General features: G+C 69.4%; 24 protein-coding genes and 1 pseudogene. 8 read left to right on the plus strand and 17 right to left on the minus strand.

What is annotated here, in order from left to right:
- Positions 1-49: 49 nt before the first annotated feature.
- The 5 genes from AB0367_RS28900 to AB0367_RS28920 form a co-directional block, all read right to left on the minus strand.
- Complete coding sequence (locus tag AB0367_RS28900) at positions 50-1159, minus strand: hypothetical protein (RefSeq protein WP_366229604.1); 1110 nt, start codon at positions 1157-1159, stop codon at positions 50-52.
- A gap of 44 nt (positions 1160-1203) precedes the next feature.
- Positions 1204-4152, minus strand: a complete 2949-nt coding sequence (locus AB0367_RS28905; RefSeq protein WP_366229605.1) for an AAA domain-containing protein — start codon at positions 4150-4152, stop codon at positions 1204-1206.
- Entirely contained in the window at positions 4149-5477 is a 1329-nt protein-coding gene (locus AB0367_RS28910) for a serine/threonine protein kinase (RefSeq protein ID WP_366229606.1), read from the minus strand. The genes AB0367_RS28905 and AB0367_RS28910 overlap by 4 nt, the downstream gene beginning before the upstream one ends.
- Before the next feature lie 169 nt (positions 5478-5646).
- On the minus strand, positions 5647-5838 hold the full coding sequence (locus tag AB0367_RS28915; RefSeq protein ID WP_366229607.1) for a hypothetical protein: 192 nt from the start codon (positions 5836-5838) through the stop codon (positions 5647-5649).
- Between the two features lie 3 nt (positions 5839-5841).
- Positions 5842-6165 carry a hypothetical protein gene (locus AB0367_RS28920; protein WP_366229608.1) on the minus strand — a complete coding sequence of 108 codons (324 nt, stop codon included), beginning with the start codon at positions 6163-6165 and terminating at the stop codon, positions 5842-5844.
- 497 nt (positions 6166-6662) lie between these two features.
- On the opposite strand from AB0367_RS28920, the gene AB0367_RS28925 reads away from it, so the two are divergent.
- Entirely contained in the window at positions 6663-9752 is a 3090-nt protein-coding gene (locus AB0367_RS28925; RefSeq protein ID WP_366229609.1) for a DUF3427 domain-containing protein, read from the plus strand.
- A gap of 160 nt (positions 9753-9912) precedes the next feature.
- On the opposite strand, the gene AB0367_RS28930 is transcribed toward AB0367_RS28925, so the two are convergent.
- The 3 genes from AB0367_RS28930 to AB0367_RS28940 all read right to left on the minus strand — a co-directional run bounded on the left by AB0367_RS28930 (position 9913) and on the right by AB0367_RS28940 (position 13534).
- The gene (locus AB0367_RS28930) at positions 9913-11628 is read right to left on the minus strand and encodes an Hsp70 family protein (RefSeq protein ID WP_366229610.1); all 1716 of its coding nucleotides are present in this window, start codon (positions 11626-11628) and stop codon (positions 9913-9915) included.
- A gap of 95 nt (positions 11629-11723) precedes the next feature.
- Positions 11724-12386, minus strand: a complete 663-nt coding sequence (locus AB0367_RS28935; protein WP_366229611.1) for a response regulator transcription factor — start codon at positions 12384-12386, stop codon at positions 11724-11726.
- The gene (locus AB0367_RS28940; RefSeq protein WP_366229612.1) at positions 12383-13534 is read right to left on the minus strand and encodes a histidine kinase; all 1152 of its coding nucleotides are present in this window, start codon (positions 13532-13534) and stop codon (positions 12383-12385) included. The genes AB0367_RS28935 and AB0367_RS28940 overlap by 4 nt, the downstream gene beginning before the upstream one ends.
- A 234-nt stretch (positions 13535-13768) precedes the next feature.
- Between AB0367_RS28940 and AB0367_RS28945 the strand changes: the two genes are divergently transcribed.
- Together AB0367_RS28945 and AB0367_RS28950 are read left to right on the plus strand one after the other, a co-directional pair.
- Complete coding sequence (locus AB0367_RS28945) at positions 13769-14455, plus strand: hypothetical protein (RefSeq protein WP_366229613.1); 687 nt, start codon at positions 13769-13771, stop codon at positions 14453-14455.
- A 293-nt stretch (positions 14456-14748) separates the two neighbouring features.
- A complete protein-coding gene (locus tag AB0367_RS28950) occupies positions 14749-16503 on the plus strand; it encodes an ABC-F family ATP-binding cassette domain-containing protein (RefSeq protein WP_366229614.1) in 1755 nt (584 codons plus the stop codon).
- Positions 16504-16625: 122 nt separating this feature from the next.
- On the opposite strand, the gene AB0367_RS28955 is transcribed toward AB0367_RS28950, so the two are convergent.
- The 4 genes from AB0367_RS28955 to AB0367_RS28970 form a co-directional block, all read right to left on the minus strand.
- Positions 16626-17402, minus strand: coding sequence for an ABC transporter permease (locus AB0367_RS28955; RefSeq protein WP_366229615.1), 777 nt, complete (start codon positions 17400-17402; stop codon positions 16626-16628).
- Entirely contained in the window at positions 17399-18403 is a 1005-nt protein-coding gene (locus AB0367_RS28960; protein ID WP_366229616.1) for an ATP-binding cassette domain-containing protein, read from the minus strand. Before AB0367_RS28960 ends, AB0367_RS28955 begins: the two co-directional genes overlap by 4 nt.
- A 162-nt stretch (positions 18404-18565) precedes the next feature.
- Entirely contained in the window at positions 18566-19441 is an 876-nt protein-coding gene (locus AB0367_RS28965) for a permease prefix domain 1-containing protein (RefSeq protein ID WP_366229617.1), read from the minus strand.
- Entirely contained in the window at positions 19438-19833 is a 396-nt protein-coding gene (locus AB0367_RS28970; protein ID WP_366229618.1) for a PadR family transcriptional regulator, read from the minus strand. Before AB0367_RS28970 ends, AB0367_RS28965 begins: the two co-directional genes overlap by 4 nt.
- A gap of 355 nt (positions 19834-20188) precedes the next feature.
- On the opposite strand from AB0367_RS28970, the gene AB0367_RS28975 reads away from it, so the two are divergent.
- On the plus strand, positions 20189-20428 hold the full coding sequence (locus tag AB0367_RS28975) for a PspC domain-containing protein (RefSeq protein WP_366229619.1): 240 nt from the start codon (positions 20189-20191) through the stop codon (positions 20426-20428).
- Between the two features lie 86 nt (positions 20429-20514).
- Here the strand turns inward: AB0367_RS28975 and AB0367_RS28980 are convergent, their stop codons facing one another.
- The 3 genes from AB0367_RS28980 to AB0367_RS28990 are packed head-to-tail and all read right to left on the minus strand — an operon-like array spanning position 20515 to position 21747.
- The gene (locus AB0367_RS28980) at positions 20515-20889 is read right to left on the minus strand and encodes a type II toxin-antitoxin system death-on-curing family toxin (RefSeq protein ID WP_366229620.1); all 375 of its coding nucleotides are present in this window, start codon (positions 20887-20889) and stop codon (positions 20515-20517) included.
- Positions 20886-21089: a hypothetical protein gene (locus AB0367_RS28985; RefSeq protein WP_366229621.1), complete on the minus strand. Its 204-nt coding sequence runs from the start codon at positions 21087-21089 to the stop codon at positions 20886-20888. Before AB0367_RS28985 ends, AB0367_RS28980 begins: the two co-directional genes overlap by 4 nt.
- A gap of 16 nt (positions 21090-21105) precedes the next feature.
- Positions 21106-21747 (minus strand): hypothetical protein, encoded by a 642-nt coding sequence (locus tag AB0367_RS28990; RefSeq protein ID WP_366229622.1) that lies wholly within the window; start codon positions 21745-21747, stop codon positions 21106-21108.
- Between AB0367_RS28990 and AB0367_RS28995 the strand changes: the two genes are divergently transcribed.
- The 3 genes from AB0367_RS28995 (at position 21721) to AB0367_RS29005 (ending at position 23161) form a co-directional block, all read left to right on the plus strand.
- Complete coding sequence (locus AB0367_RS28995; RefSeq protein WP_366229623.1) at positions 21721-22053, plus strand: helix-turn-helix transcriptional regulator; 333 nt, start codon at positions 21721-21723, stop codon at positions 22051-22053. The genes AB0367_RS28990 and AB0367_RS28995 overlap by 27 nt on opposite strands.
- 232 nt (positions 22054-22285) lie before the next feature.
- Positions 22286-22468 carry a hypothetical protein gene (locus AB0367_RS29000; protein ID WP_366229624.1) on the plus strand — a complete coding sequence of 61 codons (183 nt, stop codon included), beginning with the start codon at positions 22286-22288 and terminating at the stop codon, positions 22466-22468.
- Positions 22469-22507: 39 nt separating this feature from the next.
- Complete coding sequence (locus AB0367_RS29005; protein WP_366229625.1) at positions 22508-23161, plus strand: hypothetical protein; 654 nt, start codon at positions 22508-22510, stop codon at positions 23159-23161.
- A 120-nt stretch (positions 23162-23281) separates the two neighbouring features.
- Here the strand turns inward: AB0367_RS29005 and AB0367_RS29010 are convergent, their stop codons facing one another.
- Both AB0367_RS29010 and AB0367_RS29015 read right to left on the minus strand, forming a co-directional pair.
- Positions 23282-23413: a hypothetical protein gene (locus AB0367_RS29010; protein ID WP_366229626.1), complete on the minus strand. Its 132-nt coding sequence runs from the start codon at positions 23411-23413 to the stop codon at positions 23282-23284.
- Positions 23414-23487: 74 nt separating this feature from the next.
- Positions 23488-23553, minus strand: a pseudogene (locus AB0367_RS29015) (hypothetical protein); the annotation flags it as partial.
- Positions 23554-23857: 304 nt separating this feature from the next.
- Between AB0367_RS29015 and AB0367_RS29020 the strand changes: the two are divergent.
- Positions 23858-24748, plus strand: a complete 891-nt coding sequence (locus AB0367_RS29020; protein ID WP_366229627.1) for a hypothetical protein — start codon at positions 23858-23860, stop codon at positions 24746-24748.

A 24748-nucleotide genomic window follows, 5' to 3' on the forward strand; every position in this document is an offset into this window, starting at 1 on the left:
TCCTGCGAAGCGGGCGTCGGGCGTTCTCCGGCTGGTCGCCGTTGACCCGTCACTCCAGCGCGTCCAGGCGTGCTGCGTCCTCGTCACTGGCGTGCGCGCGCAGCTCGGCCAATGTCGGCTCGGCCAGCTCCAGCAGCCGCGCCAAGTCGGCCATTCGCTCGATCAGATCGACGCGGGCCCCGACGGCGCGGCTGCGGGCCATCGCAAGAGCACGGTCCAGCAGCACGCGGCGGCGAAGCGCCGCGTCATCGCACCACAGCTGCGCGAAGTGCCGCCGGCGCAGCTCGAACGAGCCAACGCGGCTCGGCGGGAGCTTGGGCGGGCCCGCGAATGCTTCGGCGCGCAGGGTCACCCGCCAGACACCGTTGATGAGCTGCCGGAGGGTGCCGCGCCCGTACTTCCCTTCCGCGAGCCAGCCGGTCCAGATCTCTTCCGGGTCTCGCGTCTCCTCCGCCCCGATCAGGTCGTGGATCGCCGGGACGTCGGCGCAGACCCCTTCGAGGAACGCGTCCCGCCGCGGTGCCGCGCTGCTGTAGACGATGACACCGCTGTCGACCGTCTCCACGAGGTACACCGGTAGAAACGCGTCCTGATGACTCTCGACCGCAATGTTCCGCAGGAGCCTCGGCACGTTGAACTCGGTCCGGTCGGGGCGTCGCGCCAGCCGCGCGACGGATTCCGGGATGAACCACGTCGGGGCGAACAGCCCGGTGAATCGGGACCGGTCGGCGAGGCGGTCCTCCGGCACCTCGGGCGTCGGCAAAATGGCCACTGACCCGTCGTAATGCCCGCGCGGCAACGGGCGATGGGTGAACTGCTCGAACAGCAGGTCCTGCCGGACCTCCTTCGGCTCAAGGCGGACGCCCACGCGCAGCGCCTCCAGCCCGAGTGGGGTCAGCTCGGCCCGGTCGCCGGAAAACCGGACGTGCCCGATCCGCGTGAGGAACGCAAGGCACCGCTGCACGAGCGATACCTGGATGCCCAGGAACGAGGCGAGCTCCTCGGGGCGTGACATGGCACCCTCGTGGATCGCGCGCACGAGGAAGCGGTCGACGATTTCGTACGCAGGCTCGTCGTAGACGCTCGCCGAGACCTCGACCCGCCACAACGGCCAAAACACCGGAAAGAGCCGCAGCGGCTGTACCGTGGGCAGCGTCATCGTGTGCTCCAGTGCCCGACGCGCGGGGAAGATCACCTGACGGCTCACAGAAGCCCTTCCAGCTGCTGCTGTACCTCGCGCGACGGCCGCAGGTCGCCGGAGTGGGTCAGGTGGTCGGTCAGCGCCAGCATGAGTTGGGCGAACGGCCTGTCCTTGGCGGCCCGTAGGGTGCTCCCGTCGCCGACGAGCACCAGCTGGCGCCGGGCCCGGGTGATGGCCACATTGATCCGGCGGAGCTCCTTGAGGAAGCCGATGTCGCCCTGCTGGTTGCTGCGTGTGAAACCGTAGACGATCAGATCCCGCTCGCCGCCCTGAAACGCGTCGACAGTGCCGACGTTGTCCGCGATAACGGTGGCGTCGCCAAGCGTCTTGGTGAGCCGCTCGGTGACAAGTTCGACCTGGGCGCGGTATGGCACGATGACCGCCCAGTTCGGGTACTGGTGGACGTACCAGGTGATCAGAAGGGTAATAAGGTCGGCCTCGAACGGATTGATGTAGCCGCCCCGGCCCCACTCCTCCTGGCGGCGCCCCGGCCGCTCGGCCCGGCGGGCCATCGGCTGATCGGCGGTGTCGACCATCGCGAACGGCGCGCGGAAGATGGAGTCGGACGGCCCGCCGGGATGTTCGGTACGCAGTACCCCCGAATAGAAGCGGCCGGAGACGAAACGGGCGAGCGGCTCAGGCATCCGTCGCTGGATCGTCAACATGACCCGGTGCTGGTCGTCGGCGCTGAGGTAGAGGCGCTCGAACGCGCTGCGGCGCAACAGGTCGGCGACCTGCTCGGCGGCCCCGCCACGCAGGCTCTCCATCCAGCCCTTGACCTCATCGTCGAGATACGGCGGCAGCTGGTGGTGGTCGCCGACGAGCACGCTCCGTTTGGCCCGCACGAGCGGGACGAGCAGGTTGGGCGTGGAGATCTGGCCGGCCTCGTCAACGATCGCGAGGTCGAACTCGAGCTCCGCCAGCAGCGCCGTGGTCGCGGTGCCAACGCAGGTGGCCACGACCACGTCGGCGTAGCGGACGAGCTCCCGCTGCAGCTCCTCGTCGGCGTCGCGAACACGGTCCCGCCATTGCGCCAGCAGGCCAACGCGAGCGCGTACGGCGGTGACAGCCCCGGCTATCAGCCGGCGGTGCTGTTCCCAGCCGTCGAGATCATCGGCGCCCGGAGCCGGGGGTAGCCCCGGGGCCGCGGGGACGGGCCGTAAGCAGTCGCGAATCACCTCGGCGGCCTTTCCGGCCTGTTCCAGGGCCGCTCGCCGTTCGGCGGTCGCGGCGTCCCGTGCGGCGGCCCACCGGACCGTCTCAGGGTCCCGCCCCGCCAGCGCGTCGGCCTGCGCCAGCAGGCCGACGTGGGCAGCCTCTGCCTGGCCCGCGGCGGCCCGGATCGACCCGGCGGTCGCCTCGGCCGTCTGCGCCGAACGCCATCGGCGGGCGGCGAGCCAGCGGAAGAAGAAAGCCAGCAGACCGCTGCGGGCCCGCGCATCGGCCGCGGCGAAACGCTGTCGTACGGTGGCCAAGTGCCGTTCGGCGTCGGCGAGGTCGACCCGCACCCGCTGCAGGGCCGCTCCGGCCGTTGTGAGCTGGGCCGCTATCGGTGCGATCGCGTGCTGCCGAGCCGCGTCGTTGGCGGCTGCTGCCGCCTGAGCCCGCATATCGGCAGCGCGCGCCTCGTCGACCTGGGCGCCGAGAAATTCCAGCCAGCGCACGGCCGGCGCCGACGAGACGGAGCCGGACGGCTGAGCGTCCGCGAAGGCCGACAAGCGCGCTGCCGTGCCCTCCGTCGCCGCGAGGATTTCGTCGCGCAGCCCTTGCACCTGGGCCTCGACCATGAACGTCCGCGCTTGGCTCGTCATCGAATCCTCGTTGCCGACCCGCACCGCCCGGATGTGTCTCGGCAGGCGCTCCAGCACGTTGTCCACCGCACGATTCGTGTGCGATGTGACCAGCACCCGCTCGCCGAGCGCCACCGATCCCGCCGCGATCTCGGTGATCGTGCGGGTCTTGCCGGTGCCTGGCGGCCCGAGCACCAACAGCTGGTCCGGCACTCGAAGCGCACTTCGGAAGGCGGACAGCTGCCCGGGGTCGAGCGGCTCGCGCGGCGCCACCACGGCGGGCGAGAACGGCCGCAGCCGCCGGTCTACGAGCTCGGCAAGCAGCCGGGGATTCGCCGCCCGCCCCTGTCGCAGGGTCTCGACGGCGTCCAACTGCGCCTTGTACACCCGGTCACTCGGCAGTTCGTGCAGCCCGCCCTGGTCCGGGATGCTCCGATAATCAACGACGCCGTCAAAACGGACCACCACGTCGAGACCGTCAACGCGCACGATGCGCCCACGCAGGCTGGGCACTTCGGCGATGAATACCGGCGCGCCGGCGGACAGCCGCGCTTGGCGCGCGAGCGTGAACGTGTATACGCCCCGGCCGGAATGCCGCTCCTCACGAGTGCTGCGCTTGCGGGCATACTGCGCCGGCGGCGTGGTGCGCTGCCGCTCGATCTCGATGTCGCGGGTCGCCTCGATCACCTCGGTCAGCAGGTCGAGATAGGCGACGTGGTGAGGCGGGTGTGCCGACGCCGCGGCGCGCTGCGCGTCGAGCAGCGACCACTCGCGGGCAATCGCCGGCCACTGGGCCGACCAGCGGGGCGGCACGTCACGCACGTGTTCGAAGGCCCGCCAGTCGGCGGTGCCCACGAGCGTGAGTGCGCCGCGAAGCAGGCGCTCCTGGTCCTTGAACGTCAGCCGGGCGACGTGACCCAGCCGGTAGGCGTCGCCGTGGTCGCTGACATAGAGCGTCGCCGCGTGCCGCTGGGTGTAGACGACGAGCCTGGCGGGCGACTCCTCGACGCGTGCGGGAAGCGTCCCGGCGGCGCACAGCCGGGCCATCTCGCCGATCAGTGTCAAGGCGTTGGTCGTGCGGTCGCGAGCGAGCTGCTCGACCGTCTTCCCCGAGGGCACCACCGCGATCGGACGGGACAGCCGGACCGGCCGTACAGTCATGCGGCGCCTCCCAGCGAAAGCGTCCGACGGGCCCGGCCGAGCGCATCGCCCAGCTCCCGAACGCGAGGCCGGCCACCCGGGTCGGGCCCGAGCGCACGCAGCAGCAGGTCGTCGAGCGCCTCCGGGAAAGCGGGCAGCGTCGCCCGGACGGGTGGTGTCAGCAACGGCACTGGGGGATGCCCGGTCAGCGTGTGATGCACCAGCGCTGCGACCATCTCGACGTCGACCGCCGAACCGGGCGCCCCGCCCGCCTTCGCCAGGCCGGCCCACCCCAGGTCGCGCAGAACCACGCCGCCGGGGGTCACGACGACTCCGTCAGGCGTCAGCGCCCGATGGAATCGCCCGCGCCCGTGCAGCGCGCCGAGAGCGGAGCAGACCCGGGCCGCCGCAGCAAGCGCACGGGCGGCGGTCATGCGGTCGAGCGCTACGGCTGACGGCCCGAACGCCTCGCGCCAGGTGCGCCCCTCCGGCCGCGCCATGACGAGGGTCGTGGCCACCCCACCCTCGTGGAGATCGAGCAACTCCGGCCAGCCGGGCCCAGCAGGGCGTTCACGCAGCAGCCGCGCCTGCGCCCGCAGTGCCTCGCGAAGCTCACTCGCGCCTGGTCCGACGGCCTGGCGCAGTCGGACGCGGACCGACTTCGGCCCGATCCGGGCGGCGGTGGCCTCGCGCCAGGTGCCGGTGCGGTCGGCGGTGTGCTCCTCGGTGGCGTCCGAGTGCAGCAGGTAGACGTGCGGCCCGACAATCGCCTCGTTGCCGGGCCGCCAACGCCGATCCGGTCCGCTGCGGATGACGGCCGGCGGCGACTTCGGCCGCTCGTCGCGATAGGGCTCGTAGAAACTGCGCCGGATGTGTCGGGCGGCGGGTTGCAGCAGCAGGCCGCGCAGCACCGTCTCGTCCCACAACTCGATCGCGACGCCGGTGGCCGCCTCCTGCGCGAGCTTCCAGGGCCGCCACCACTGCCGCTCAACTGGACCCAGGCTCGCCGGGGTGCACAGCACCCAGCGCTTGACGGTGTAGCCGTGCTGAGCGGCCGCCGTCACGGCACGCTGAAACGAGTGCTGAATATTGGTCCGCTGGCTCGGCCCGACGCCGCCCATAAGGTATTTCGCCTGGAAGATCTCGACGTCGCCGTCGAGCTCGCCAACGAGCACGTCGATACCCCAGTCGCCAGGGGCGTTGGCGTAGACGAGGCTCCCTGATCCGGAGATCGCTTGCACGAGCAGCGCGAGCATCTGCTCGAAGTCCTCCGGTGCGCCGGACTCGCCCGCCCGGCTCCGGTGCGCGTGGAAATTGATCGGTGGCTGACCGGCCGACATCACCACGGGACCGCCACTCCCCCCGGACCTGATCGCAGTGCGTCAATATCAAATCACCGTAATGGGGCCGCAGCAAAGATCGCAAACTGGTCACTGCCGTCGGTCAGTACCATGTCGGGGCTTCACGAGGTCTTGGAGGTCGGGTGGCGCGTCGGCGAGGCATCCTCGCCCAGATTCAACGGGCACATGCGCAGCAGGTGCGGGCCAACAACACGCGCAGGCGGCGTACGTTCGGCAGCAACAGGCCATGCGTCGGGCGGCCGAGCAGGCCACGAAGGCTGCTCAGCGGACCGCAGACGAACGCGAGCGCCTCCACCTGGAAGCCCGGGCAGTCGAGGTCGGCGCCGACAACGCCGACCTTCAGCACAACTCACAACTGGAGGAGCTCGACGATCTGCTGCGGGCTACGCTGGCCGTGGACGAGCATGTGGACTTCGCACGCCTGAAGAAACCGTTTCGGTTCCCGCCGTTCGCCCCCGGCGCACTCGGGCCCCCGGTGCCGGCGCCGGATTGGCGGCAGTTCGGCCTTCTCCTCCGGCCAGCCTGAGCAAGATGTTCGGCTGCCCAGTCCCGGTTCCAGCTCGCGCAAACCCAGCACGCCGCCGCGGAGGCCGATCGGCAGCGTCGGCTGGCGGCTGCCCACGGGGCATACCAGCAACAACGTCAACAGGCCGATGCGGAGGTCGCGGCCCACAATGCCAAGGTGGACGCTTTGCGGCGGCATTCCACGCCGGCGAGCCGGAAGCGGTCATCGACTACTTCAGCATTGTGTTGTCCAACTCCATCTACCCCGACGACTTCCCACGAACTATCGGTTGGCCTACGCGCCGGAGTCCCGGCAGCTCGTCGTGGAGTATGACCTTCCGCCGCTGGAGGTCGTCCCGGCCGTCAAGGAGTACCGCTGCGTCAAACCCGCCACGAGGTAACGTCGACCGCCCGACCGGCCAAGGAGATCAAGGAACGGCACAGTTGACTGGCCGCGATCGCCGATGATCTGCGGTCAGCCCGGCACGTGGAGATGTGCTGCAGGAGCCGGCGCCGCAGGCCGCCCAGGCATCAGCCAGCGGTAACGGCATCGCGCTGACCCCATACCCAGGCGACGGCCTATCGCACGGCCGACCTGCAACCAGGCCACCCAACACCCGTGACTTCACGCTGACAGGGCAGTGGATCATAAGGCAAACTGATGCGGTGGCTGACGAGTTGCCGGCGGGGCTCTACGAGATTGTCGTAACGAAGGCTCTCGAAGAGCAGCTCGTGAATGTCGACCAGGAGCTTGTCAAGCGGCAGGGTCTGCGGTCAGCCGACGTAGCTGATCGAATTGCGCTGCTGCTCGCCCGGCAGGTCGAGCGCGCGCTCGACGCCGTGCCTGAAGCTCACCGCGTTGCGATCGGCGTCGAAGTGGCGCAGCGCCTGCTTGAAACGCTCGGTACGCGGCTGCCACGAACGGAGCCGGCGCTCGAATCACCGCTGGCACCGGGTCAAGTGTTGAGTGCAGTCGGCGAGCGACGGCCCGACGGCTCTGTCCGCCACGCGGGGCGGCCTCTCATTCCGCTGCTGGATACGACGCTGCTGACGAACGCGCCCGGCGAACCGCGAGTGGGGAGCCAGGTCCTCACCGAGATTGAGTCAGCCGACGCCATCGACCTGGTGATGGCGTTCATCCGAACGAGCGGTCTACTACCAATCATCGGCGCGCTCCGCGAGCATTGCGCGCGGGGAAGACCGCTGCGCGTGCTAACGACCACGTACACCGGCTCAACCGAAGGCAAGGCGCTCGACCTACTGGCGGATCTCGGCGCCGAGGTTCGGGTCTCCTACGACGTGACCACAACCCGCCTTCACGCCAAGGCGTGGCTGTTCCGTCGGCATACGGCTTTCAATACGGCGTACGTCGGATCGTCCAACCTCACACACTCCGCCCAGGTGGCCGGTCTGGAATGGAACGTCAGAGTCTCGGCCGCCCGCAACCCTGACGTGGTCAAGAAGATCGAGGCGGTCTTCGAGAGCTACTGGCAAAGCGGCGACTTCGTCCCCTACGTCAAGGCAGACTTCAAGCAGGCGCGGTCACGCCAATCCGATGGCAGCAACGTTTCGATGCTGAGTCCACTTGAGGTCCGCCTCGAGCCGTTCCAGGAGCGGATGCTCGAGCTGATTGAGCTCTCTCGCGCGCGGGGTCATCACCGCAATCTGCTGGTCTCAGCGACCGGCACCGGAAAGACCGTGATGGCCGCGGTCGACTACGCGCGTTTGCGCCAGAAGTTGCCCCGGGCACGGCTGTTGTTCGTCGCGCATCGCGAACAGATACTCGACCAGAGCCTTGCAATGTTCCGCCACGTGATGCGCGATTACTCGTTTGGCGAGAAATGGGTCGCAGGTGCGCGCCCGACCGCGTTTGACCACGTCTTTGCATCTATCCAGACGCTGACGGCCGCCAACCGGCAACACCTCGCCCCAGACCACTTCGACGTCATTGTCATCGACGAGTTCCACCACGCCGCCGCGCCGTCGTACCGCGCCATCATGGAAGAACTGACGCCACGCGAACTGCTCGGCCTGACCGCGACACCAGAGCGCGCTGACGGCCTGCCGATCCTGCACTGGTTCGGCGATCGCATCGCTGCGGAGCTGCGCCTTTGGGATGCCATCGAACAACATCGTCTGGCGCCGTTCGCCTACTACGGCATCCACGACGGCGTCGATTTAAGCGACGTTCCGTGGCGTCGCGGACGTGGCTACGACGAGGCCGCACTGACCGATGTGTACACCAGCGACATGGCCTGGGTCCGCTTCGTCTACCAACAACTCGAACGGCACGTCACGAATCTCTCGACGATCCGATGCCTGGGATTCTGCGTGAGCGTCGCCCACGCCCGCTTCATGGCGGAGCAGTTCCAAAGGCTCGGCGTAGCCGCGGTGGCAATCTGGGGCGAGACGCCAGAAACGGAGCGCGCCGCCGCGATCCGGGATCTGGCAGACGGCAGGCTTCAGGTCATCTTCTCGGTCGAGCTGTTCAACGAAGGTGTCGACGTACCGAGCGTCGATACCCTGCTCATGCTGCGACCTACCGAAAGCGCCACGCTGTTTCTCCAACAGCTGGGCCGGGGGCTACGGATCGCGAAGGGCAAGAGCGTCTGCACGGTGCTGGACTTCGTCGGCCACCACCGTCGGGAGTTTCGCTTCGATCTGCGGTACCGCGCGCTGCTCGGCGGAACCCGCAGTGACCTCGAACGAGCCGTCGAAGACGGTTTTCCATTCCTGCCTGCCGGTTGCCACATGGAGCTTGACCGGGTGGCGCGCGAGGTCGTGCTCCGCAGTATCCGCGAGGCCATCCCGTCACGCTGGCCGTCGAAGGTGGCCGAGCTCCGAGCACTGGCGCAACACCAGACCGAGGTGACCATGGCGAAATACCTCGCCGAAACGGGCCTCGAGGTTGCCGATATCTATGCCAGCAACCGAGGCTGGTCAGCGTTGCGCGAGGCCGCCGGCCTGCCCGTGGCGCCCACCGGGCCACATGAGCAAGCCCTCCGACGCGGGATCGGTCGCATGCTGCATGTCGATGACCACCAGCGTGTCAACGGGTACCGCTCGTTGCTGGACCACACGAACCCACCCGAGGTCGACGCCATGAGCGACGTCGAGCAGCGCATGACGCGGATGCTCCTCGCCAACATCGCCGATCAGGTGGTCACAAGGGAAACACCGCTGCAGTCCGCAGTCGACATTCTCTGGTCGCATCCGCAGGTGATCGTTGAACTGCGCGACTTGCTCAACGTCCTTGGCGAAGCCCCGCGCCATGTCCAGCATCAGGCTCTGACGGGCATTCCGCTGCAGGTGCACAGTCAGTACACCCGCATCGAGATCCTCGCAGCGGTCGGCGAGGGCAGCGGGACGAAGACGCCCCAATGGCGCGAGGGTGTGTACGACGCGAAGGCGGCCGGTGCCGACGTATTCGTGTTCACGCTCGACAAGACGAGCGGCGACTTCTCGCCGACCACCCGCTACCGCGACTATGCAATCAGCCGCGACCTGATCCATTGGGAGAGCCAATCCACCACGTCCGCCGACAGCCCGACTGGTAGGCGGTACCGCAATCACGTGGCGATGGGGCGCTCGGTCCTGTTGTTCGCGCGGACACGGGCCGATGACCGGGCATTCTGGTTCCTCGGCCCCGCGACCTACGTTCAGCACGAGGGCGATCGACCAATGGCCGTGACGTGGAAGCTCACGACGCCGCTATCAGGGGATCTGTTCGCCGCATTCGCCGCCGCCGTTGCATAGTTACTTCGACCTGAAAAAGCGAGTTCGAGCGCGGTATGTGACGGATGGTTGTGACGGTCGCGGTGGCGTCGAGCAGCCCGCACCGGTAGCAGCCAGGAAGCGATCGCCGAACAGTCGGCGCCGCCGGCGAGGAGCAGGAACAGAGCATCGCCCTCTCTTGTCATGTCCGCCAGCGCCGGAGCAGTCGGCGCAGTGGCAGCAAGGCGGCCAGATTGCCGGCGACGAGCAGTGCGAGCAGCACGAGCGTCAGCCAGAAGCCGGCGCCGGTACCCACAAAGTCGCGCGCGTCCTGCCCGGCGGGCACCGCGCTCTGCTCCCGGATCCGGTCGGCGAGCCTGTTCACCACCAGCACCTGGCCGGCGACCAGCGACAGTCCGGCCAGCGCACCAAGCCCTGCCACGAGCGCGCGGCGGCGCCGCTGCCGGGTCAGCGTCAACGCCGTGACCAGCGCCGCGCCGAGCACGAGCAGTGCGGCCGCATAGAACGGCTGCGGTTCGATCCGGTCTTCCCGCCACTCGGTTGGCGGGCGCAGGTGGTCGGGCTGCACGTGCGGTTTGCCGCCCAGCGCGAGGTCGAGTCCGTTGTACTCGGTCGTCCCGCCCGGCTTGGCGCGTCCGTAGCTGTCCGGCACGCAGGAGACGGTGGCGAACGGCAGCACAAAGCACAGCAGCGCCAGCACCAGCGTCGCCGGGCTGAGCCACCGCCGGCGAATGGGTGTCCGCCTCGGGGTTGACCCGCTGGGTGCCGTCGCCACCCGCTCGCTGGACGGGGCCACGACCGGTACCGTCGCCATTGTGGGCTGCGCCTGTATCGCGCCCTCGGCGACCACCGTCTCCGGCCGTTCGGCCACGGTGGGCGCCACCCCGAGGCGGGCGTGCAGCAGCCGGCCGAGCAACGGCATCCGGCTGCCGCCGCCGACCAGGAAGACGCCGGCCAGATCGTGCGGAGCCAGCCCCGCCGTCGCCACCATCTGGGCGGCGACCTCGGCGACCGGGGCCAGCAGTGGCGTCGCCGCAACCTCCAGTTCCTCGCGGGTCAGGTGCAGGTCGGTCGGGTACCCGGGCATGTGCACCGGCGCGACGCTGAGCCGGGACAGGCTCTCCTTCGCGGCGCGTACCTCCTGCCACAGCACGAGCCGGTCGCGACGCTCCGCATTGGTTGCCGGTGCCGCGAGGCGCCGCCACGCCTCGGGCGCGTCGCCGGAGACCAGCTGGCCGAGGACGCCGACCAGTGCTGCGTCGACGTCCAGGCCGCCGATGTCGAGGCCCTGCTGCGCGATCACGGACAGCGCCGTATCGGGCGCAGCGCTACCCGCGCCGATCGCCGCTGAGGCGCGGACCAGCGCGACGTCCGCAGTGCCCGCACCAACGTCGACGACGAGCAGCGCTCCATCCGGTGGGAGCCCATGGCGCAGCGCCGAGGCGTAGTAGGCGGCGGCCGCGATGGGCTCGCTGATCAGCGTCACCGTGCCGAGTCCTGCCCGCACGGCGGCCGCGGCGAGCACCGCGCGCCGGGAAGCGGCCCAGGTGCTGGGGACAGTCAGCACCGCCGGGCCGGGCTGGCCGACCCGATTGACCTGCTCAACGACCGCCAGCAGTACCGCGGCCAACGTGTCGGTCACGGCAATCGTGTGGGAACCCAGCAGGACCGTGCCGTCGTCGACCCGCCGTTTCGGGTTCGGCTCGAACGCCGCCGGGTCGGCGCGCGCCAGCCGTTCCGCGTCAGTGCCGACGATCAACGCCCCGTCCGCCCCGGCATAGACGGCCGACGACAACTGTTCCCGGCCGTCGAACAGCAGCGGGCGGATCTGGCCGTCCGCCCCGCGGAGCACAGCAACCGTGTTGGAGGTACCGAGGTCGATGGCGAACGGGTACACGAAGGCAACGTACGCCGAAGCACCGACGCATGCCTACCGGGCAGCCGCCTCCGAGCTGGCGCGCGGGGACCTGCTGCTGCCGGGGTGACGGCCGGTCAGCCGGTGTCGTCGCCGGGGCGGATCAGGCCGCTCTCGTAGGCGAACGCGATCGCCTGGGGACGGTCGCGCAGGCCGAGCTTGTCCAGCGCCCGGCCGAGGTGGGTCTTCACGGTCGTCTCGCCGAGGAAGAGCCGCGCGGCGACCTCGGCGTTGGACAGGCCCCGGCCGACCAGCGCGAGTACCTCCGCCTCGCGACCCGTGAGCCGGTCCAGGGCCGGGGCGCGGGTCGGCGCCTGCGGTGCGCGCGCGTAGCCGCCGATCACCCGGGGCACCACCGCCGGGTCGATGAGCCCGCGGCCGGCGGCGACCTCCCGCAGCGCGTCGAGCAGCTGCTCCGGCGGCGACACCTTGAGCAGGAAACCCGCGACGCCCGCACGCAGCGCGCCGTCCACGAGCACCTCCTCGTCGAAGGTGGTCAGCACGAGCACCTTGACCCCGGGGTGTGCCTCGGCGATCGCCCGTGCCGCGCCGATGCCGTCGAGCCCTGGCATGCGGGCGTCCATGAGGACCACGTCGGGGTTGAGCGCGGCGACGGCTCGGACCGCCTCGTGACCGTCCGCGGCCTCCCCGACGACCTCGAGGTCGGGTTCGTCGGAGATGAGCAGGCGCAGACCGGCCCGTACGATCGCCTCGTCGTCCGCCAGAAGCACCCGGATCATCGCATCTCCTCGCCGAGCGGAAACCGCGCGTACACCTCGAAACCGCCCTCGGTGCGGGGTCCGGCCCGCAGCTCACCGTCGAACATCGCGACCCGCTCCCGCATGCCGACCAGCCCGTGCCCGCCGCCGGGGGACGGGCCGGGTGCGGCGCCGCCCCGCCCGTCGTCGGCGACGCGGACGCTAACGGCGGCCGGCTCGTACGTCACGACCACCGTGGCGGACCCAGCCGCAGCGTGCCGCAACGTGTTCGTGAGCGCCTCCTGCGTGACGCGATAGGCCGAGACGTCCAGCGCCACCGGCAGTGGCACGGGCTCGCCCTCGACCCGCAGCGTGACGTCCAGCCCTGCGGAGCGGACATGACCGACCAGGTCGTCGAGCCGGCGCAGCGACGGTGTCGGGGCGAGGCCGTCGGTGTCGTCGGGACGCAACAGCCCGACGACGCGCCGCAGCTCCGTCACCGAGCGCCGCCCGAGCTGCTCGACCTGGGTCAGCGCATCGCGCTCGACAGGACGGTCGCCCAGCCGGCGGCGCACCACGCCGACCTGCATCGTCATGACGCTGACCGTGTGGGCCACCGCGTCGTGCAGCTCGCGGGAGATGCGGGCCCGCTCCTCGTCGACGGCCGCACGGGCCCGAGCCTCGCGCTCCGCGTCGAGCTGGGCGGCCAGCAACGCCAGCTGCCGAGAGCGCGCCTGTTCGCGGCGCAGCAACGTCCCGAGCCCCCAGGCGGCGCCGACCAGCGTGCCGAAGAACACGAACTCCCACGCGCCCTCGCCGATCCAGACGAGCGGGGCGGCCGGCACCACCGCGGCGGCGACCGACGCGACGAGCGCCCGGCGCGGCGGGCTCCGGTACGCGGCATGGACGACGAGCACCAGTTCCGCGATGAGCTGGGAGCCGCCGACCCCCGGGCCGCCGATCAGGATCACGTACGGGAACGACAGCATCGCCACGGTCATCCCGGCGACCGGGAACCACGCGGCGAGCGGGAAGCACAACGCCAGGACCACGACCATCGCGACCGCGGCCAGGCGGGTGTCCGTGGCTCGCGGATCGCCGTAAGCCTCCACGAGCGCGAGGGCGGCGAACAGCACCCCGGCGCCGCCACCGACGACCAGCCACTGCCGCTGACTGCGTGGTACGCGCACCCAGGCCTCCTCTCGCCACCGACGGTAGCGACCGCGCGGCCACGGCGGGATCAGATCCGGGGACGACGTCACCAGCCCGAACGTCCTCCCCGGGAAGGACCTCTGGTGCCCGCCGGCCGCCCCGGGATCGCAGCCGGAGGGGCCCTGCACGCCGATCCGCCAGGCGTCGCACGGCCATAGCGTTTGCACCACGCCGAACACCGGCGCCCGCAAACCCCGAGAGGATTCAGTGCGATGTCCGATAACGCCGCCACCACCGCCACCACGCCGACCCCGCTGCGCCGGCTCGCCGGCGGTGCCCTCGTCCTGGCCCCGTTCGTCATGTTCGGCGGCATGCTCACCTCGCCACCGCAGGCCGACGACACCTCAGCGGCGTACCTCAGTTCCCTCGCCGACGACTTCGGCCTGTCCGTACTGTCGGCGAACCTCCTCCACTACGCCTGGGTGCTCATCGCGCTCGGCGTGCCGGCGACGCTGACCCTGCTGCGCGGCCGGCGCGGCCGGACCCTCACCGCCGTCGGGGTCGCCCTGACGACGTTCGGGGCGATCCAGATGTCGGGCATGCTGCTGTCGGACTGGTTCACCGGCGCGATGCCTGGCGCGGTGCCGCTCGCCGACGCGGTCAAGGTGTTCGACACCGTGGCCGCCGACCCCTCGATGGTCCTGTGGCGGCTCACCGGCGTCGCCGGCGGGGTGGTCATGCTGCCGCTGCTCCTGGCCGGCCTGGCCCGCGCCGGAGTGGTCGGCTGGTGGACCGTGCCGGTGATCCTGGTGCCGTTCATGGCCGCCGCGCTGCTGCCCGCCGTGGTCGGTGCCGTGGTCGCGCTGGTGTGCTACGCGCCGCTCATGCTCGTCGGCGTCCGCCTGGTGCGCCGCACGGCCACCGACGTCGTCCAGGCCGAGGCGTTCGCCACGGCCTGATCCCGGCCCACCGTGCGGGTCGTCAGGCGGGCAGCTGCTCGAAGAGGTCTTCCCCGCGCCGTTGAGCTGCAGCTCAACGGCGTCTGCGGCCGGCCGCAATGCATTTGGCCGACCCGCATGATCAATGTAGCCTCGTGACCATGAAGTACACAGGCATCGCGTCGATGAGGCTCCGCACCCGCCGCTGACGGCGGCGCACCGAGCGATCCTCATCTCCTGCCCCGCCGTCCCGGCGTCCTGCCGGGCGGCTTGTTGTGGCTGCCCGGCTCAATCCCGAGCTGCGGAGCACCCCTGTGTCTATCACTCGTACGAGTTCATCGAGCCTGCCCCAGACCGACCTTCAGGTCCACCGCGATCCGGCCCGCACGGCCTGGTCGGCGTCGGTGGACAGCCCGATCCCCGCAGGTGAACACGCGCACCTGCGCGCCGAGGACGTCAGCGTCGTGCTGGGCGCGCGGCAAGTCCTCAACCGCGTGTCGGTCACTGTCTCCTCGCGATCCCGGCTGGCGATCGTCGGGGAGAACGGCCGTGGCAAGACGACCCTGCTGCACGTCCTGGCCGGTCTCGTGGCCCCTGACAGCGGTTCGGTACACCGGGCGGGCACCATCGGGCTGGCCGAACAGACCCTGCCTGCCGGCGCGGGCCTGACGGTGGGTGCGCTCACCGCCGAGGCCCTCCGCGCGGCGCACACGGCCCTGGCCGCCCTGGACGAGGCATCCAACGACCTCGCCGAGGGGGTGGACGGCGCCGAAGATCGCTATGCCACTGCGCTGGACGCGGTCACCCGCCTGGACGCCTGGGACGCCGAGCGCCGTGTCGACATCGCTCTGGAAGCGCTGAACGCCTGCACCGACCGCTCGCGTGAGCTGAGCACCCTATCGGTCGGGCAGCGCCACAGGGTGCGTCTGGCCTGCCTGCTGGGGGCTGCGTACGACGTACTGTTGCTCGACGAGCCCACCAACCACCTGGACGCCGACGGCTTGGCGTTCCTCGCCGATCGTCTGTGCGCCCACCGAGGCGGCCTCGCCCTGGTCAGCCATGACCGTGCCCTGCTGCGCGCCGTCGCCATGGAGTTCCTGGACCTGGACCCCGGCGAGAACGGCATGGCGCGTCTGTACGCCGGCGGCTACGACGGCTGGCAGGAAGGGCGCCGGCGCGAGCGTGAACGATGGGAACAGGACTTCGAAGCCCAGCAGGCTGAGCACCGCCGGCTCACGATGGCCGTCGATCAGGCTCGCGACCGGCTGAGCACCGGCTGGCGACCCGCGAAAGGCACCGGCAAGCACCAGCGCCAGTCCCGAGCTCCCGGCGTGGTACAGGCACTCAACCGTGAGCGGGAAGCGCTGGAGGCGCACCGGATCACCGTGCCCGAGCCGCCGCTGTCGCTGCGCTGGCCCGAGCTGGCCACCCGCAAGGGCGCCGCGCTGGTGCGCGTCCACGACGTGCGGGTCGCCGGGCGCCTGGTACATCCGGTCACATTGAGCCTCGACGGCGGGGACCGTCTGCTGATCACCGGCGCGAACGGTGCGGGCAAGTCCACCCTGCTGTCCGTCCTGGCCGGTCGGCTGCGACCCACCAGCGGGACGGCCCACCACCTGCCGGCCGCCCGTATCGCTCTGGTGGCCCAGGAACTGCCCGACTGGCCGGCCGACGCCACCGCACGACAGGTGTACGAGCAGCACACCGGCCGCCTGATCGCCGAGGGCCGGATCCGCGAGGGCGACCTCGTACTGCTGAACTCCACCGGACTGCTGGACCGGGAAGCATCCCGCACCCCGGTGCAGCGCATGTCCCAAGGGCAGCAGAGACGCCTGGATCTTGCGGTGCAGTTGGCCGCCCGGCCCGATCTGCTCATCTTCGACGAGCCGACGAACCACCTGTCGGCCGCGCTGGTCGACGAGCTGACCGCGGCGTTGCTGACCACGCCCGCCACCGTCGTCATCGCCACACACGATCGCCAGCTGCTCGGCGACCTGGCCAGCTGGCCCCGCCTGCACCTGACACGAGTAGCGGAGGAGGTCAACCGCGGCGGACAGCCGGTCGACTGACATTTCGGTGGGGACGCAGGCGCTACCGTGCGTCCCCACCGTCGGCAGCCGTGCCGGGGCTGATGCCAGACGCCGGTCTCGGCGGGGAGCCGACCCGACCGGGTGGTCAGGGCCCTGCTGCTTTACAGAGAACGCTGGTAGAAGCGGTACGCGCGGGCCGCCAGCCAGGCCATCAGGACTGCCAGCGCCGACAGCAGCGCCATGCGGTCGAGCACGATGCCCCAGTCCGGGGTGGCCATCAGCGCCTCGCGGCTGGCGACCGCGGCCCAGTCCACCGGGTTGAAGCGGGTTACCCGTGCCACCCAGTCGGGCATGAGGGCGGGCGCCATCATGATCGAGGAGAGGAAGGCCAGGGGCAGGACCAGGAACTGGGAGACAGCAATGAGTGCCTCCTGCTGGTGGACCACCAGCGCGATGGCGTTGGACAGCGCGGCGAACACCACGGCGATCAGGATCGCGCAGGCGAGCACGACCAGCAGCCCGGCGCCGCCGCCCGGGTATCGGGCGCCGGCCAGCAGGCCGGTGGCGAACATGATCAGCGACTGGACAAGGGTGACCAGCGCCTGGTGTGTCAGCCCCGCGGTGACCATTGCGGAGCGGCGGATCGGGGACGTGAGGGTACGGTCCATTACCCCGCGCTCCATGTCCTGCACGATCGACGTGCCGCTCCACCCGGCGGACATCATCGCGGTCATGATCACGACTCCGGGGGTGAGATAGTCCAGGTAGTTCCCACCGCCGAACCCGGGCAGCTCCGCGACGCGGCGGAAGAGCTGGCCGAACAGCAGCAGCCAGATCATCGGCTGGACGAGCGTGAACAACAGGTACGCGGGCTGGCGGGACAGGGTACGCAGCGAGCGGCCGGTCAGCAGCCGGGCGTGGGTCAGTGCGAGGGTCACAGCAGCACCGCCTCTCGGTCGTTGCCGAGCCGGTCGGCTTCACCGAAGCTGCGACCGGCGTGATGCAGATACACGTCGTCCAGCGATGGCCGAGCGACACCGACCGCGGTGAGCCCGATCCCGGCGGCGTCCAGTGCGGCCAGCACGCCGGGCAGCACGGCTGATCCGTCGGCGACGCGAGCCTGCAATGCCCCGCCCTCGGCGACGACGGCGCTGACGCCGGGGATCGCCCCGATCACGGCGCGAGCCCGGTCGGCGTCGGCTTGCCGGGCAAGGGCCGCCCGGATCGTGTCCCCGCCCAGCGCGCTCTTGAGCTGGTCGGGGGTGCCGGCCGCGACCACCCGGCCGGCGTCGACGATCGCCAGCCGCGCGGCCAGGTGGTCGGCCTCATCCAGGTAGTGAGTGGTGAGCAGCACGGTCAGCCCGTCCTGGCGGGCCAGCCGCGCGATCTCGGCCCACAGCTCCATGCGCGCCTCCGGGTCCAGGCCGGTGGTGGGCTCGTCCAGGAACAGCACGCGCGGCCGGTGCATGAGGCCCATGGCCACGTCAAGCTTGCGCTGCATGCCGCCGGACCAGGTGCCGGCCAGCCGGCGACCGGGCCCGGTCAGGCCGAACCGCTCCAGCAGGCCGGCCGCGCGGGACCGGGCGTCCCGGGCGGACACGCCGTGGATGCGCCCCTGGAGGACCAGGTTCTCGAGGCCGGTCGCGACCGGGTCGAAGCCCGGCTTCTGGGAGACGTACCCGATGAGCTGCCGGACCCGTTCCGGGTGCTGCACAACGTCGATGCCGTGGACTCGGGCCCGGCCGGCGTCGGGCCGGCTCAACGTGGTGAGGATCCGGACAGTGGTCGACTTGCCGGCGCCGTTGGGGCCGAGCAGGCCGAAGACGGTGCCGGGTTCGACGGTGAAGCTCAGGCCGGTCAGGGCGTGGACCGCTTTCGTACCCTTCCCGTAGGTCTTGCCCAGCTCGACCGCCTCGATGGCGGGTGCCGCTGCGGGCATCGTGCTCTCCTTCCGGTGAAGGAGCCGGCGGGGCCGAGAGGGGCGGTGAGCTACCGTGTTACTGCGGGCACGCACGGCAGGCTCGGCCGTCTCGGTCGACGACTCCGGTGTGTCATTCCGTGGTCGCGGTGTTGGCGCACCGCGGCCACGGTTTCCGAAACTTCAGGACTCGGCCACGAACAACATGCGCGCGACCAGGATCATCATCGCTACAAGGCCGCCGACGATCGCGAGCCACGACCACAGCCAGCCCACCGTCAGGGTCAGCAGGACGAACACGGCGATCGCGATCAGCCAGCTGACCACGGTGTAGATGCCGAACCGTGCGGCGGCCGAGGGATCCTCGGTGAAGCGGTTGCCGACCGCGGCGTGCGACTCGGCCATGCGCATCACCCACTGCTTGTGCCGGTTCGTCTGGGTCGCTCCGAGGTAACTCAGGATCCCGATGCCCCCTACCGCCGGCGCCGCGCCGACGTAGGCCCAGGTGAGATCGGCTCCACGCAGGTAGAGCCAGCCGCATGCCAGCCCGGCCAGCGTCAGCGTTACCCCCACGCCATACCCGGCGGCACGGCCGGTGGGCATCGGGTGGTTACTGGTGGTCTCCTGGCGCAACGCGTCGGCGGTGATCGCACCGGAGGACAGCGCGACGACGAACGCCGCCACGGCCTCACCGGCCAGCGGAACACCCCCGGCCGCAGCGGCGAGCGCCAGCACGGCGAGGCCGGTGACGCCGACCACCGATAGCATCACGGTTCGGAGCACGAAAGCCGGGCGCGGACGGACGCGGAGGAGCGCATTCGCCACGTACGCGGAAGGCTCTGTGCCGTCGACGATCGTGTGGATGTCGCCGAGCTCCTCGACGGCCCGGCGCGCCGCGGCGCCGCCGGAGAGGCCCTCGGCCTGCAGCTCGGTGGTCCGGGCGACCAGGTTGGCACGGACCTCCTCCTTCAGGTCTTGGCGTTCGGGGGTCATCTCGATGCCCGCGAATGCCTCGTCAAGCAGGCGGTGAACGTCCGCGGTGTCGTTGGGGTTGGTCACGATGATCGCCTTCCGAAGGCCGAGTCGCGGGGACCAGCGTTCCGGTCCGGGTCGAGCAGGGTGTCGATGAGGTCGCGGGTGAGCGCCCAGGCCGCGATGTTGCGCCGGTACACGGCGCGGCCCGCGTCGGTGATCCGGTAGTACTTGCGCCGGCCGCCCTGGCTCTCGTCGCCCCAGTAGGCCTCGATGAGACCGTCCTTCAGCAGCCGGCGATACGTGGCGTACAGAGTCGCCTCTTTGATCTCGTGCCGCCCGCCCGTGGCCTCCCGGATCCACTTGAAGATCTCGAACCCGTAGCGGTCCTCGCTCCGCAGCACCGCCAACACGATCGTGTCGGTATGGCCACGTAGCAGGTCCGCCGCGAGGACATCCTCCTGCCCGTTCTCTGTCACAGCGACTACTATATCAGGACTAGTACTTGACGCAGTATAGCGCCGGATCGTTGACAGTGCACCGAGGACTCGGATGGGCCCTCACCAACTGAGCGAAGCGCCCCACCGGAGTTGAAGCTACGTGCCCCTGCCGCGGAAGCCGGTGACAACCCGTAGCACCGCCAAGCGCTGACCAGCTTGCGCGTGGGCCAGGGGCCAGCGGCGGGCCGCGTCAGCGACTCGGCGTGTGTCGCTCCCGGAGGCGGTTCGGGGTCGCGCAGCCAGGGGCGGCCCGGGGTTGGTCCCTGATGTCCTGACGCCGCTGCTGCGGCCATGCTGGATGCATCAGATGTGGTACCTGAAAGAGGAGCTCAACATGGAAACCGTGTACGGCTCGATGCGCCAGCACGGCCTGGTCCGCCCGGCGCAGGGCCGCATCCTCGGCGGCGTGATCGCTGGGCTCGGGCAGCGCTTCGGCATCGACCCGTGGCCGGCGCGGCTGCTGTTCGTGCTGATCCTGCTGGCCATCCCCGGCAGCCAGATCCTGATCTACCCCATCTTGTGGATCCTCATGCCGACCGAGACGCCGATGACGCCGGCAGTTCCCTCTCCCTGATCGCGTTCGGTGACCAGCACCTGTAGCACATCGCGGCTGACTCCTGGCCTCCGCTGCCGTGTCAGCTGTACACCCATAGGGCCGCGTTACGAGATGCCGGCTTCACGTAAGGCAAAGGCGATCTCAGGCACGTCGAGTTCTCCCCTGGCGACGCCCATGGTGAGTTCGTAGGCGTCATCGTTTGACATGGTCAGCGCCTGCCCGTTGATCTCGCAGAACACCGCCATGGCCGCGAAGCCGAGCCGCTTGTTTCCATCGATGAGAGCGTGGTTGCACACGAGCGAGTGCAGGAGCGCGGCAGCCTTCTCCGGCAAGGTTGGGTAGGCGTCGTAGCCGAAGACGAACGTCTGTGGGCGCGCGGACGAGGCGTTGAGCAGCCCGATGTCGCGGACCTTCGGCTCGCCGCCCAGCGTGCGCTGCGCGATGTACAGCAGATCCTCAAGACCGAGGTACAGCGTCATTCGCCGAGCCGCCGGATCGCCTCCGAGTACGTGGGCAGGACCCGATCCAGGGCGCGGTCGATGAGCTCACGCTTACTGTGTCGCTCGATGTACTCCTCGATGGCCTTGACCGCAACCGCCTGCATCGAGGTGCCCTCGTGCTCCGCGCGGACGCGCAGCGCGTTGGTCTGCTCATCGTCAAGTCGAAGTGTCATCGCCATGGCAGTGATGATACCACTAGTGATACCAATGCCTCTCGCCTCGCAGGTCACACCACCTCAGCGACGACCGTTCTCCACATGCGTTGTGTGGAAGCAGCACCTGAGGGAACTGTGCTTCCCAGAGCCTGCGGACCTTCGGCGGCAGGTACATGCCAGTCCATTCAGCGGCGAGCCGGTCAGCGTTGAGCCATGCGGCGAGGTCGGCGACGGTTTGCGCCTCTTGCAAGACGGTCTTGTACATGGTGACGAGCCGTTTCGGGTCGTCGAGGTCGTAGACAGGATGGCCGGACCAGTCGAGATGATTCGGCAGGGTGACCGTGCCGCTGGTAGGGCCGCTGAGCTGGGAGAGGCTGTCCGCGACGACGACCGGCTTCCGTTCGCCGTAAGACATGTAGTCAGCCGGCGACATGGGTGCCGGCGTGGCCTTGGCTTTGCCGCGCGCGCCGCGCTTCCACCGTTGCTGCGGCGGCAGGATCTTCTGGGCGATGGATTCGCGGGTGAGGCCGCTACGGCGGACGAGCTCGGCTTGTGTGACGTGCTGGGCGGCCTTGACAATTTCGGCGTCGAGTTCGCTGTTGACGCGTTCGAGCTCGGCGCGGAGCTTAGCGCGGCGCTTGCCGAGCCGGTCGACGTGGCTGAGGTCGTACGCGGCGGTCACGATCTCAACGAGAGCCTAGCGCTTGGCCTAGTACTAGGCCAAGCGTGCGCTCACCGCCAGGCTGCCAGTGTCCGCAAACGCGGAATTGATCTGCACCCGTTCAGTGAACATCAGGCGACACTTGAAGAGGAACTGCGTCTGGCCGTTGGCCTGACGGCACTGCGCGAGCGGGCTGGCCTGAGCCGGGCGGAGGTTGCCGAACGTATCGGCGTCTCGCAACCTCGCGTGGCCGCTATTGAACGGTCCGCGAACATCACACTCGCCGGAACGTTGAGTGCCGCTGTGACCTACCTAGCTGATTTCTAGGTAGGTTACAACCGCTCGGTGGAGAGCCGTTATGCCCGGCTCCGACCTCTTTACAATGTTCCGCAGCACCGTCGAGGCGTCGCCCAGCCCGTCGCTCGCCTCGGTGTCGTGGGAGCCCAGCGACCCGGCCGTCGATCCGCCAGCCCGAGCCGCCCCGCCTTCGCCCCGGGACGTTGTGCTGTACGCCGCCGGGTCGATAGGTTGCCTTGATGATCAAAACGGGGACACCGCAGTGATCCGCCGAGAGGCCGTGTGGTCCACGATCGGCGCCGTCCTTTTCGTCCTACTCCTCGGATACGTCGGCGTGCTCGAACGGCTGTCGTGGTGGCTGGTGCTACTGCTGGCCATAGCTCTCGGCGCCCTGTCCACGCAGGTTACTGACGCTCTTTGGCGCAGACGGCAGGGGCCGAAGTGAACAGCACCCCGACTCCCACCCCCGAAGGAGAAGCCGGACATGGCCGCTGAGCGGTCCCGCGATGACCTCGACGCCGCGCTGGTGAAGTCGCTCAACGCGCTACGCCTGGTCGGCGACAACCGTGAACTTCGGACCGTCCTAAATCGCGAGCTTGCCGAGTCGACCGTCGGCCTGCGCGCGCACTTCCCCGACGCCACCGGCGCCCCAGACTGGGTCGGCCGCTCGTGGCCGTACCGCGAGCACATGCGGAAGCTGTACGCAGAGGCCGGCTACTCGCGTGACGAGGCCAGACGGGCACAGCCGTCGATCCGGTACCACGTCGCGAGCCTGGTGCGGGAGCAGCTCACACCTGAGCAGGTTGCCGATCTCGGCCTGCACGAAGACGACCTTGTCGAACGGGCGCGGACGTCACGTAAGGCAACGCGGGCACTGCTGAGCACGGTCAACCCGGCTGGCAAGGACGTGGTCGGGTCGGCCGAGGCGGGGCTGCTGCTCCTCCAGCGGATACCGGTCGAGTCCGTGCAGGCGCTCGATGACACTGAACGTGCACACCTGCGCGATCTGCTCGACCAGATCGTCGAGCGGGTAGGCGCACTGCTTGGCTCGGTGCGGCAGGATGCCGCCCGGCCTGTCGCCGCCGAGGTGGACGGGCAGCACCGCAAACCGCTCGACCGGCTCAGCCCGGACGACTGAACACAACGAACGCGGCCCCGCTCCTTCGTCCTGGAAGTCGGGGCCGTTCGCTGTTCGGCGAACTGCCAGTCTGGGCGTTACCGGGCATTTCGCTCATGGACGCCGTCTCGTCGGGCATGGTTATGCCAGGACGACCTTTGCGCCGCGAGAGAAGCTCGAGTCGTGGACCTCGAGCGTCACAAGCTTGACATTCGCGGCGACGTCGAAGACGACGATGACGCTGACCTGGTTGCCCGGGTTGATCTTTTCCAAGAACGATTCGCCGTTGGGTTGGCGTACAGGCTGGCGACACCGTCGGTTTCGTAGCGGGCGACGGCGGCGTCGTAGGCGACGACGTTGCTGTCGTCGAAGGTTCGGGCGTCGTTGCCGATGTTCTTGACCTGCAGCGTGATCTGACAGAAGCGGCCTTGCGCCTTCTACCCGGCGATCTGTGTCTTGCCGCAGTCTGGGCCTTTGGTGACCTTAAACTCGAACTTGCCGTCCCGAACAGCGGTTCCGGCAGCCGCGACGTCCGAGGTTTTCGGGGCAGCGGTCGCTACTTTCGCAATCGTCACGCGAGTTGCCAGCAATACGAGATGGAAGCCCACGTCGGTACACCGACCCGCTGATCGCGGCGTGGAATCTCAGCCGGTCATCGGGCGGAGATGTTGACTCAGCGGTCGACCAACTGCGAGCGCGGGCACTCCGGGAGCGGCTGTGGAGATAGGGCGTCACGTCGAACTCGTCGCCACCGCGTACGCCGACGAACTGTCAATACGATCCCTCGCGGAGATCAGTGCGATCACCGCCGACCAGAACGTGCGCATCATCGGCGGGCAGATGGCTTCGCTGCTCCTGACCGCCTTTCCCGTCCCAGGGATCGATGTACGCCGCACCCGCGACGCCGATGCCGCCATCACCACCGAACTCGCCGGCTCCCGCGTCATCCATCAGCGCCTCCTCGACCACGGGTTGTTGACGCTCCCGCAAGACTTTTCGGCCGTCGTTGACATTCGCTACCGTACGGTCCGCGGATGCAACGGTCGAGCTGTGTACCCCCGGGATCCGACCATTCTGACCTGTCCCGTGAGTGGCCATCCACCAGGGAACTGCGTCGCCTCGGACTTCAAGCTCACCCGGCACGGGATGGCGGGAACCAAGGTTGATCCGCAACCGCTCATCACCTACGAGCCTTATCTGATCGATCAGCTCAAGCAGCATCTGATCCTGACCTACGAGCAGATCCACCTCAATGCGCCGAAAGCGAAGATCATCGTGGTCGGGTACCCGCATCTCTTCCGCGACGGCGCAACAGACGGTTGCATGGGGGTGACGCCCGAGGCGCAGGCCTGGATGAACCAGATGGGGGTCAAGCTGACGCAGACCATCACCAATGCCGTCCAGACCGTGAAGGTGGACTACCCGGACACGCAGATCGGGTTCGCCGATCCTACGGCCGCGTTCACCGGACACGGAGTATGCGAGCCCGACCACCCCGAGTGGATCAACGGCATCGACCTCTCCAACCAGGTCTTCAGTTACCACCCCAACATCAACGGCCAGATCGGATACGCCGGCGTGGTGAACGCGGCAATCGTCAACAACTGA

Source organism: Dactylosporangium sp. NPDC051484, assembly GCF_040689395.1.
In the GTDB taxonomy this organism is placed as follows: domain Bacteria; phylum Actinomycetota; class Actinomycetes; order Mycobacteriales; family Micromonosporaceae; genus Dactylosporangium.

Excerpts from the sequence above, each read along its gene's own strand:
- AB0367_RS28900 (WP_366229604.1), bottom strand. The coding sequence starts at position 1,159 with ATGACGCTGCCCACGGTACAGCCGCTGCGGCTCTTTCCGGTGTTTTGG.
- AB0367_RS28905 (WP_366229605.1), bottom strand. The coding sequence starts at position 4,152 with ATGACTGTACGGCCGGTCCGGCTGTCCCGTCCGATCGCGGTGGTGCCC.
- AB0367_RS28935 (WP_366229611.1), bottom strand. The coding sequence starts at position 12,386 with ATGATCCGGGTGCTTCTGGCGGACGACGAGGCGATCGTACGGGCCGGT.
- AB0367_RS28945 (WP_366229613.1), top strand. The coding sequence starts at position 13,769 with ATGTCCGATAACGCCGCCACCACCGCCACCACGCCGACCCCGCTGCGC.
- AB0367_RS28960 (WP_366229616.1), bottom strand. The coding sequence starts at position 18,403 with ATGCCCGCAGCGGCACCCGCCATCGAGGCGGTCGAGCTGGGCAAGACC.
- AB0367_RS28975 (WP_366229619.1), top strand. The coding sequence starts at position 20,189 with ATGGAAACCGTGTACGGCTCGATGCGCCAGCACGGCCTGGTCCGCCCG.
- AB0367_RS28980 (WP_366229620.1), bottom strand. The coding sequence starts at position 20,889 with ATGACGCTGTACCTCGGTCTTGAGGATCTGCTGTACATCGCGCAGCGC.
- AB0367_RS28985 (WP_366229621.1), bottom strand. The coding sequence starts at position 21,089 with ATGGCGATGACACTTCGACTTGACGATGAGCAGACCAACGCGCTGCGC.
- AB0367_RS29005 (WP_366229625.1), top strand. The coding sequence starts at position 22,508 with ATGGCCGCTGAGCGGTCCCGCGATGACCTCGACGCCGCGCTGGTGAAG.